Raw genomic sequence first — 11822 nt, 5'->3', positions numbered from 1 at the left:
GTTCCTCCTAATTGTATATAATATCTTTAATATGTCTTATCGGCTTTAAACTTAAAGCATCGAAAAGACTGCCCTTACCTAAAATTGTATATCCTATTAATAATCCTATATAAAATATAATAATCATTAATGCGATATTTCGCAAATATCTTACTACTTTATCATTTGATTTCATAATAAATTCCTACTCGTCTATTCTTTGAATATCTGCGCCTAATTTTCTCATTTTTTCTTCAATGTCTACATATCCTCTGTCAATGTGATAAATATCAATAACTTTAGTAGTTCCTGTAGCCATTAACCCAGCGATAACAAGAGCAGCTCCAGAACGTAAATCCGTCGCTTTTACAGTAGTACCTTCTAAATGAGGTAATCCTTCGATCAGTGAACTTCTACCTTCAATTCTAATCTTCGCATTCATTCTGCGTAACTCTTCAACATGCATAAATCTATTTTCAAAAACAGTCTCAGTAATAGTACTAGTACCATCAGCTAATAATGTTAATACACACATAATAGACTGCATATCTGTTAAGAATCCTGGGTGAGGTAACGTCTTAACATCAACAGGTCTTAAACTGTCTAGCTTGTTGCTTACACGCATAGAAGTTTCATCAACTACTTCTATGTTAACGCCCATTTCACGCATTTTACTTACTAAGGCAACATTATCTTTATAAGGTGCTCCTTTAACTAACACATCCCCTTTAGTAGCTGCTGCTGCAATCATATACGTAGCCGCTTCTACACGATCAGGCATTACTGTATATTCAGTACCTACTAATTTTTCTACTCCTTCGATAACTAAAACAGAAGTTCCTTTTCCTTCAATCTTAGCTCCCATTTTAATTAGGAAGTTAATCATATCCTCAATTTCAGGCTCTTGAGCTGCATTAACAATAGTAGTTTTTCCTTTTGCTAAACAGCTTGCCATAATAACATTTTGAGTTCCACCCACACTTGGGAAATCAAAGAAAATTGTTGTTCCTTCTAATTCTTTTTCAGCTCTTGCCTCTACAAAGCCAGCATCCTGGATAATTGTAGCTCCTAATGCTTCAAAGCCTTTTAAATGTTGATCAATAGGCCTACTTCCAATCGAACATCCACCAGGCATCGCTACTTTAGCACTTCCTTCACGTGCTAACATTGGTCCTAATACTAAGAATGAAGCACGCATTTTACTAACAAACTCAAATGAAGCCTCTGTTAATAATGGTTTTCTAGCATCCATTTCTAAAGTATTTTCTTCTGGTTTATAATCTACCTTTACTCCTAGACTCTCAAATAATAATCCTATTGTCTTAATATCTGATAGTTTAGGAACGTTATAAAATTTACTTGTACCCTCTGTTGCCAATAGACCCGCAGCTAAAATTGGCAAAGCTGCATTCTTTGCACCAGAAACTTGTACTTCTCCTATTAAAGGTGTTCCACCTTTAACGACTATTTTTTCCAAGTTGTTTCCTCCATCTCTCTGTTTACATTTTATACCACATATAATACTACCACAAATTAAAAAATAAATAAAGTTTGAATAAATATTTTTAATATTTATTTTATGTGAAAGTATACCTTTTTCATACATATAATATAAAATTAATTTTATTTACATAAACAATAATATATTTATACTTTTTCTATAACTGGTTTTAATTTTAAAAATTTTTATAGAATAATAAAATTATCCTACAAAAATGAAAATAAATTTTCGAAAAATATAATTTCATTAAGTAGAATAATTTATTTATCACTTTAATTTTAAATGAATAATTCTATCAATTACAATTCATCAAAGAATGATAATTGTGCTTTTTCGGGAAGACCTTTTAATGTCCCCATTTCTCTTAAGTATTCTACTACCGTAGATGAAACACTTCCTCGTTTTGAGAAATCTTCTATTGATAAAAATGCTTTTTCTTCTCTCGCTTGAACGATTTTGTTCGCTACGTTATCTCCAAGTCCAGGAACAATTGAAAACGGTGGAATTAACGTATTCCCTTCAATTATGTAATCATGGCTGGCTGATTTTTCTAAATCAACTTTCGAGAATGTAAATCCTCTCTCCATCATCTCATTTGCAATTTCATAACTTACAAGGGCATCTTTATCTTTATTCGACAAATCATTTTTATCTGTAGTTTTTATTTCTTTTATTTTCGCTTTTAACGTTTCCGCTCCCTTAACAACCGTAATAATGTCAAAGTCACTAGCTCTGACAGAATAATAAGCGCAGTAGTATGTTAATGGTTGATGCACTTTAAACCAAGCAATTCGAAGCGCCATAAGTACGTATGCACATGCATGAGCTTTAGGGAACATATACTTGATTTTTTTACATGAATCAATATACCATTCTGGTACATTATTATCTATCATCTCTTTTTCAAAGTCTTCCGTTAGTCCTTTACCTTTCCTTACACTTTCCATTATTTTGAAAGATAAACCTTCTTCTAATCCTGCGTGAATTAAATATACCATGATATCATCACGACAACCAATTACATCTTTAAGTTCACAAGTACCATTTTTAATTAATTCTTGTGCATTACCTAGCCAAACATCCGTACCATGAGATAATCCAGATATCTGAACTAATTCTGAATAGGTAGTCGGTTTTGTATCATCTAACATCTGAATAACAAAGTTTGTTCCAAACTCAGGAATACCAAATGTTCCACTTGCTGAATCTACTTGATCTCTAGTGACACCAAGCGCCTCAACTGTTGAGAAAATCCCCATCACTTCAGGATCTGATACATCTATTGTTTTAGGATCAATACCCGACAAGTCTTGTAACTTTCTAATCATAGTCGGGTCATCGTGTCCAAGTATATCGAATTTCAAAATATTATCATGGATAGAGTGGAAATCGAAGTGAGTTGTTCTCCATGGACTCGTTTCATCATCGGCTGGGAATTGATATGGCGTAAAGTCAAAAATATCCATATCATTAGGGACTACTAGTATACCTCCAGGGTGTTGACCAGTAGTTCTCTTAGAACCTTCACATCCCGCTGCAATACGTTCAATATCTATACTTCTTTTCTCTATTTCATTTTTCTCATAATAATCTCTAGTAAATGAATAAGCTGTCTTCTCAGCTACCGTCGAAATAGTTCCAGCACGATATACGTAATCTTCACCAAAAATCTCTTTTGTAAAGTTGTGAGCTGTTGCTTGATATTCACCAGAGAAATTTAAATCTATATCGGGTACTTTATCTCCATTAAACCCTAAGAATGTTTCGAAAGGAATATCTTGCCCGTCTTTTGTCATTTTAACATCACAATGAGGACAATTTTTATTTGGAAGATCAAATCCCGATGCATATTCAGCATTTAGGAAAAATTCACTATGTTTACATTTTGGACAAACATAATGTGGAGCTAGTGGATTAACCTCTGTAATTTCCATCATTGTAGCTACAAGCGATGACCCAACTGATCCCCTCGAACCTACTAGATATCCATCATCTAGTGATTTTTTTACAAGTTTATGTGAAATTAAATAAACCACACTAAATCCATTACCAATAATAGATGCAAGCTCTTTTTCTAATCTTTTTTCTACTATTTCCGGCAGCTCTTCACCATATATTTTATGAGCCATATCATAACTTAAATTACGGACCTCATCAGCTGCTCCTTCAATATTAGGCGTATATAGCTTGTCTTTTAACGGAACTACTAATTCAATCATATCATTAATTTTATGCGTATTATCAATAACTAGTTCTTCTCTTAATCGTTCATCAAGATAAGAGAATTCTTTTAACATTTCTTCGGTTGTGAGAAATGTAGCCATCGGTTTCAAATCACGTGCACCAGGATTACTTTTCACCGTTAGTCTTAATATTTGGCGATAAACATGTTGATATTTATCTAAATAATAACAATCCCCTGTTGCGACAACAATTTTTTCTTTTTTCTTAGCTAAGTGAATTAATTTTTTCAGAATTTCTTCTAATTCGGCATTATCTGCTATTCTTTCATTTCTTATGAAATTAGCGTAATGATGCTTTGGTTGAATTTCAATATAATCGTAAAAATTAATTATATCCTCTACCTTAGCTTCTTTTGAATTTAGCAATTCTTCAAATACTTCATTATCACCATTACCACTACCAATTAATAAATCTTCACGATATTGTTCTAGTAAACTACGCGGTATCGTAGGTTTAGCAGAATTCAAGTACTTAGTACAACTATATGAAACTAATCTGAATAAATCTTTAAGACCCTTAGCATTCTTTACTAAAATCGAACAAGGAAATGTTCTCGAACGCTTATGTGCAAGCTCCAAGTCAATCTTTTCATCTATTTCATTATGATATTCAATTCCTAATTCATAAAGTTGATCTAGCATTTTTACAAAAATTTCTGCCGTCGCTTTTGTATCGTAAATAGCTCTGTGGTGTTGAACTAAGCGAACTTTGTATAGTTTAGCTAAGTTGCTAAGACCATGTCTTTTCGCTTCTTTATTTTCAGCACGAGAGACGAATAATGTATCTATACTGGCATTATTTTTATTCTCTAAACCTAAGCGCTCAAAACAAGTATCTAAAAATCCAAGATCAAACTTCGCATTGTGGGCTACTAATATGTCATCTTTATCTAACCAATTATAAAAGTTAGTCATTACTTCTTTTTCAAGTGGAGCATCTTTAACATCATCATTAGTAATACTCGTTAGTCTTGTAATAAGTTCTGAAATAGGTCTTTGTGGATTAATATAGCTTTCAAAACTATCTATTTCAGCTCCATTTTTTACCTTAACCGCCGCAATCTCGATTAATCTATCACGTTCTGCTGAAAGACCCGTAGTCTCAACGTCAAATACAACATACGTAGCATCTTTTAATTTGAGTTCTTTGGGATTTGTCGTAGCAGTAATACTATCATCCATGATAAAAGCATTTAACCCATATATTGGTTTAATATCCTTCCCTTTAGAACTTAAACAAATTTCAGGGTATGCTTGAACACCATACGTATCTGTAAAAGCAATGGCTTCATGTCCCCAATTCATAGCTCGAGATAAATATTCTTTAGCTGAAGAAATACCCTCAAGCTGACTCATCTTCGTATGAGTATTTAACTCAATTCGTTTACGCCCATTATAATTATCTTTTTTCTCTTCTTTATGAGCAACCTCAATAGACTTAGGCTCGATGATTGTGTCTCTTAAATATGGGTCATTACTTACAGCCCCATGAATTTTAAGCCATTGACCTTTTTTGATTCCTTTTACTAGGTCGATTAATTCATTCTTACGTTTATTTTGAAATTTTGAATTAGGATTATTACCAAATAATCTTAGTATTATAGAATCACTATAATCTGTAAGCTTTAAACGATACTGGCTAGACCCATTTCTATGAACAATCTCTTCAGTCCCAAAAACCTGAGCCATTATAGTTACATCTCCGGCATAACCAACAACATCCTTGATTTCTACGATGTCCTCATCGCGAATTTCTTGCCCATATCGAGTTCCACCACCGCCTCCAAAGGCAACAAATTTTCTTTCAGGTTCCTTTGGTTTTCTCTCGGCCTCTTTTTTCTCTATTTCCTCTAACTTAACGATTTCCTGGGAAATTTTTTCTTCTTGACTCACAAGTACCGCTTCAACATCAGTTTTAGAAAAATTAGGAATAATGTCTTTAATTTCAATACCTAAATTTGCATAACTACTTATTATTTGTTGTTTTCGTTCATTAATAAAATTATTCCAGATAGATGGAGCCATTATCTTCATAGTTAAAACACTATTGTTAACTTCAACTTCACTAAATAAAATACTCTCCATTAGAACTTGAGAAATCTCTGAGAAATTTTCTAATATTACATATTTCCAAAATTCTTTTATTTGCTCATCTGTAACTACCTCACTAACTTTCAAACGATAATTAACAATATAATCACCTAAGAAATTTTCTCGCAATTTCTGAATAAGTAATGTTAATTCTTCTACTGAAGGTAAACTTTCTCCACTAAAATTAAACGTCCAAATCTTATTCTTATTATCTTTTTCTATATTATCTAAAGAATAATTTATGAATTTTGAATTGGATAACTGTTCTTCTAATTCTAATGTTTTAACTAATAAAGAAAAATGTTTATTACTCATGATTCCTCCTACTTTTTATATAACTGACTATATTTTCATTAATTTCTAAGTACCTCTCTAATCTACCATTAAAGAGAAAAATTAATTTCCACAATAATTCTAATAACTTCTATTAAACATAAAAAATTCATTCATCTTAATTCTATATAAAGATAAAATGAATTGACTTATCATACAATTTTTTAATATATTTTCTATAAACAAGAATATATTATACATAACTAAATTATACTAAAAATACCAACTAAAAACAAATGGTTATTTTCTTAACAACTATTTATTTTTAATTGGCATTCATTAGTTTTTTTATTATTTATAAAATGCTTCTACTTTAGCTAACACATCAGCAACTTGTGTATCAACTTTTTCTAAAGTTTTTCTTTCCTTAACTTCAACTATTCCTTCTCCAGCTTTTTTCCCAACAACTACTTGTAATGGAATACCGATAAGATCAGCATCGTTAAATTTAACACCAGCACGTTCTGCTCTATCATCATAAAGAACTTCGTAGCCAGCTGCTGTTAGTTGCTCATATAGTTCCTCACTAAGTTTAACTTGTTCTTCTTTCTTAACATCAACGCATACTAGATGAACTTGATACGGAGCCACTTCTTTAGGCCAAATAATACCTTTTTCATCACTATGTTGTTCAATAATTGCTGAAATAACACGAGTAACTCCAATACCATAGCATCCCATGTAAAAATGATTTGCACGACCATTTGCATCTAAGTAAGTAATATCCATAGATTCAGAATATCCTTTACCAAGTTCGAATACTTGCCCTACTTCAATACCTTTAGCAAATTTAATTGGTCCTGATAAATCCTCAGCTAAATCTCCTTCTTCAATCATACGAAGATCATAGTGAGCTTCTATTTCATAATCACCTGGATTTACATTAATATAGTGGAAGCCTTTTTTATTTGCTCCACAACTGTGATTATACATATATTTAATAGCATTATCACCGATTACTCTACAATTTTTAATTCCGAATGGTCCCATGTAACCTACTACTCCACCCATAACTTCTTCAATTTCTTGTTCTGTTGCCATTTCAACTTCTGAAGTTCCTGTAGCTTTCATGAATTTAATATCATTAAGTTGATCATTACCACGCATAAGAACTAAATAGAATTCTCCATCAGCTTTCAAAGCTAATGCTTTCATTGCACGGTTAACTTCCACTCCACAATATGCAGCAATATCATCAATTGTTTGTTGATTTGGAGTTTCTAATAAACTACGTTCTTTTTTCTCGAAACCTGTAGGCATAGTGTAGTTTTGTTCTACTACCGCCGCAGTTTCAATATTTGCTGCATAGTCACTCTCTTCAGTGTATGCAATAGTATCTTCCCCAACTTCTGCTAATGCTTGGAATTCATGAGTATAACTTCCTCCAATATTACCTGAGTCAGCTTTTACCGCACGATATTTAAGTTCAAATCTATCAAAAATATTACTGTATGCTTGATAATAATCTTTATATGTTTCTCTTAATGATTCTGGAGAATCATGGAAAGAATAACCATCTTTCATAATGAACTCTTTACAACGTAATAAACCTAAACGTGGACGAATTTCATCACGAAATTTAGTTTGAATTTGGTACAAGTTTACTGGAAGTTGTTTATATGAAGTTACCATATTACTAACTGTTTGACAGATAATTTCTTCTGCTGTTGGACTTAATGCATATCCTGCATTTTTTCTATCAGTAACACGAATTAATTCGTCTCCCATCTTATTCCAACGACCAGATTTTTTCCAATATTCATCTGATTGTAAAATTGGCATTAATAATTCTACAGCGCCAATTTTTTCATGTTCTTCTCTTATTACTTTTTCAATTTTTTGAATTACTCTTGTAGCCAAGGGAAGATGAGTATAAACTCCTGCAGATACCTGCTTCACCATCCCCGCTTTGATAAGCAACTTATGACTTGTTGCTTCTGCAGAGGATGGTACTTCTCTTGTTGTTGGAATAAATGTTCTTGATTGTCTCATAACAATACCACCTCTCATTTTTAAAATTAACTATATTATACCACAAATCTATTATTTTTTTTCAAATAATTTCATTTTTTTATAAATATATACTTAACCTTTCTTTAATTAATTCAAATCCAATTTTTTCTAAGATACCTAATTTTTAAACAGCCAGCTCCTACTATATCGAATTTTGATATCTATGATATAACTTTTCTTTAGTCATAAAATGACAAAAATATAAATATTTTATAAATTAATAATATAATAATTTAATATTCTTCTTACCTACCTAGCATTTCACTTTAACTCATTAATTTAATATTTTTAAAAAATATATTGTTTTTGATTATTACCAATTTAATTTTCGCTAATAATATAGTATAATATATAGGATAATTATTTATGGAGGGATATATGTTTAATTATCCTAATAAGAAAAGTAATTTCATTCAAAAAACAAAATATTCTAATCGTGGTATGGAACTCGAGGAAGATATAAATTTTGCGAATAAATATTACTTAAATAATGATATTGCAGTTATTCATAAAAAACCTATTCCTATTCAAATTGTAGATGTTAATTATCCTAATAGAGCGAGTGCTATGATTACAAAAGCATTTTATAAAACTCCTTCTACTACGGATTACAATGGTCTTTGGAATGGAAAATATATTGATTTTGAGGCTAAAGAAACTAATTCAGCTACATCATTTTCTTTAAATAATATTCATAAGCATCAAATAGAACATATGCAAAAAATTTTAAATCATGGTGGAATAACTTTTATTATAGTTAGATTTAAAAAAATCGATAAAACTTTCTTACTTCCATTTAAGAGATTCGTATTCTTCTTTAATCGGGCTCAAACGGGAGGAAGAAAGTCAATAAAACTTAGTGAATTTGAAGCAACTGCATTTGAATTATCATTTAACTACAAAATAAGATTAGATTATATAACTATTATAAAAAATAATGAAAGTGAGTTTTAATAATAAATGAAAACTTTATTCAAATATATTAGTTCTATCTTTTTTTCAATATGCTTAGTATTATTCTTTACCATTTTAATACTGTTTGCAAAAGAATTAAAGGATGTTCCAGATATTACTCAGGCTAATTTACAAGATCCTTTATCATCTGAAATTTATGATAAAAATCTTAATTTAATAGCTACCGTTGGTGCTGAAAAAAGAGAATATGTATCAATAAATGATATTCCAAAAAATATCACAGATGCTGTCCTTTCTACAGAAGACACAAGATTCCAATCACATATAGGTATCGATCCTATTCGTCTTATCAAAGCACTCCTTGTAAATATTCGTTCTAATTCTGCACAACAAGGTGCAAGTACAATAACACAACAAGTAGTAAAAAATTCATTACTAACATCTGATAAATCATTACAACGTAAAATTCAAGAAGCATATCTTTCTCTTAAGTTAGAAAACAGATATTCTAAAGATGATATATTAGAGATGTATATGAATAAAATATATTATTCTGATGGACAATACGGTATTAAAACAGCAGCCAAATACTTTTATAATAAAGAGTTGAATCAATTAACACTACCTCAGGTTGCTCTCTTAACTGGTATACCTCAGCAACCAATCCTATATAATCCTTATGATTATCCTGAACAAGCAAAGGAGCGTAGGGACACAGTCTTATACGCACTTCTTAATAATGATAAAATTACAGAAGACGAATACAACAATGCACTTAACACTCCTATAATGGAGGGAATCGTTGAAAAAACAAAAGAAGAGCGTGCAAATCAGCATACTTATAACCCTAAGTATGCTGCATATATCGATCAAATAACAAAAGAATTAAAAGAAAATCAAAATTTTGAAAATATTAAAGATCCCCTTTCAATGGGATTAAAAATCTATACTAATTTAAATCCAGAATTACAAACATATGTTCAAAACATGCTAGATAATCAAAGTACTCCTATGAAACCTCATGCTTCTCAAGCTGCTATATCAGTCCTTAATACGAAGACCGGACTTATAGAAGCAATTGGTGGTGGAAAAAATTACAAAGCTGGAGGATATAATTATGCAGTTGATGCCCGTGTTCAACCCGGTTCATCTATTAAACCAATAATTGATTACGCTCCTGGTATTGAATACTACGGATGGGATGCCCAAACTACATTCTCAGATACACCTTATCAAATTGCGGGAACTAATTTCTTTATTCAAAACTGGGATAGACTTTACCATGGAACAGTTTCTATGAGTAGAGCTTTATCTTGGTCTTACAACATTCCTGCTGTTCGTGCCTTTGAAACAGTCGGGTATGAAAGAGCTAAATACTTCGCTGAGAAACTTGGTATCCCTGTAACAAAAGATGAACCAACTACAGCAATTGGAGGAAACGTTGATGGTGTTTCTCCAACTCAAATGGCTGGTGCCTTCGCATCATTTGGTAACAAAGGATACTATAATAAACCTTCTACAATTGTTAAAATTTTTAATGCCAATGGTAAAGAACTACCAAATATCAAAAATGAACCTGTTAAAGCTATGTCAGAAGAAACTGCATATTTAATAACAAATGTATTAAAAGGTGTTCTAACTAGTAATGGTACTTCTCCAAACGGAAAAGTAGATAATTTCGATATGGCCGGTAAATCTGGTTCAAGTACATTCGATGACTCTGCTTACTATAATTTTGGAATAGATGTTGCAAATTCTACTAAAGACAGTTGGATGATTGGTTATACAACCGATTATACAGTGTCTGTTTGGCAAGGTGCAGATGTGCTAGACTCCGCTGCAAAAGCTCTATCATCAGAACAAGCACAAACTACACAAGTAATCATGGCTGATGTAATGAAAAAAGTGTCAGGTAATAAAATTCCCACATCATTTGAAAAACCTGCAGGGATTGAAATGAAAAATGGTGTCGAGTATGCTAAAGAAAGAAATACAGAAACTGACTACATGTATGCTGGTACTGATAGAGATGCGGTTTATCAAGCTGCTATTGCTTCAAAACAGCGTGATACTCGTTCAGCTCTTACAACAGTTTTCAATTCATTAACGAATTCTGCATCAGCTACGACTAGAAACACTAATAATAACTCTCAAAGTCAGGTATCTTCAAGAAACGCAACTAATGATTCTACTCGTACTAGTACTAATAGAACAGTAAATAGAAATACAAGATAATAAGGACCACTCCTGAAAAGGGGTGGTTTTCTCTTAGGGTATAACAGCACATTTGTTCGTTCAAGCACTATTGTATTTTGATGCCCGCTACCCGTTAAATGGGGTTATTTACTTTTTCTTATTTCCACTAAGTTTAACATTATTTTTAAAATAATGGCTATTTATCAACGAATCGTAAAGCACCCATTCCATTTTCCTCTTACGAAGCTTTAGTATAATCGCATTAGATTTCCCTTCTTTTTTTGGTGAATAACCAACGTCTAATGGTACAATTTGTTTTGACATTTTATCTTCCTCCATTTTTTCTTTTATGTTTGTATTTTTGTTTCAAAGGTAGATACCTCGTTATTGGACGCTTACGACGCTTACAATCAATTTGACAAAGAATAATGACCACCCCTGAAAAGGGGTGGTTTTCTCTTCGGGTATAACCCTTTATTACTAACACGCACCTCAAGGCGCTGGCTTTCACATTCGTTCAAGCCCTATTGTATTTTAACGCCCGCTACCCG

At 31.8% G+C, this 11822-nt stretch carries 7 protein-coding genes; 2 read left to right on the top strand and 5 right to left on the bottom strand.

What is annotated here, in order from left to right:
* Nucleotides 1-7: 7 nt before the first annotated feature.
* The 4 genes from ACWOBP_RS01855 to ACWOBP_RS01840 form a co-directional block, all read right to left on the bottom strand.
* Nucleotides 8-127: a DNA-directed RNA polymerase subunit beta gene (locus ACWOBP_RS01855; RefSeq protein ID WP_455337392.1), complete on the bottom strand. Its 120-nt coding sequence runs from the start codon at nucleotides 125-127 to the stop codon at nucleotides 8-10.
* Between the two features lie 57 nt (nucleotides 128-184).
* Complete coding sequence (gene murA, locus ACWOBP_RS01850; protein ID WP_455337215.1) at nucleotides 185-1456, bottom strand: UDP-N-acetylglucosamine 1-carboxyvinyltransferase; 1272 nt, start codon at nucleotides 1454-1456, stop codon at nucleotides 185-187.
* Between the two features lie 323 nt (nucleotides 1457-1779).
* Complete coding sequence (locus ACWOBP_RS01845) at nucleotides 1780-6129, bottom strand: PolC-type DNA polymerase III (RefSeq protein WP_455337214.1); 4350 nt, start codon at nucleotides 6127-6129, stop codon at nucleotides 1780-1782.
* Nucleotides 6130-6438: 309 nt separating this feature from the next.
* On the bottom strand, nucleotides 6439-8139 hold the full coding sequence (locus tag ACWOBP_RS01840) for a proline--tRNA ligase (protein WP_455337213.1): 1701 nt from the start codon (nucleotides 8137-8139) through the stop codon (nucleotides 6439-6441).
* A gap of 399 nt (nucleotides 8140-8538) precedes the next feature.
* Here ACWOBP_RS01840 and recU point away from each other — a divergent pair, with 399 nt between their 5' ends.
* Together recU and ACWOBP_RS01830 are read left to right on the top strand one after the other, a co-directional pair.
* On the top strand, nucleotides 8539-9114 hold the full coding sequence (gene recU / locus ACWOBP_RS01835; RefSeq protein ID WP_455337212.1) for a Holliday junction resolvase RecU: 576 nt from the start codon (nucleotides 8539-8541) through the stop codon (nucleotides 9112-9114).
* 6 nt (nucleotides 9115-9120) lie between these two features.
* Nucleotides 9121-11310: a PBP1A family penicillin-binding protein gene (locus ACWOBP_RS01830; protein WP_455337211.1), complete on the top strand. Its 2190-nt coding sequence runs from the start codon at nucleotides 9121-9123 to the stop codon at nucleotides 11308-11310.
* A 108-nt stretch (nucleotides 11311-11418) separates the two neighbouring features.
* Here the strand turns inward: ACWOBP_RS01830 and ACWOBP_RS01825 are convergent, their stop codons facing one another.
* Nucleotides 11419-11595 (bottom strand): hypothetical protein, encoded by a 177-nt coding sequence (locus ACWOBP_RS01825; RefSeq protein ID WP_455337210.1) that lies wholly within the window; start codon nucleotides 11593-11595, stop codon nucleotides 11419-11421.
* Between the last annotated feature and the right edge of the window lie 227 nt (nucleotides 11596-11822).

This window comes from Gemella parahaemolysans (assembly GCF_053758945.1).
Note: the sequence above shows the minus strand (reverse complement) of the source record. Positions and strands in the feature narration are given on the sequence as shown.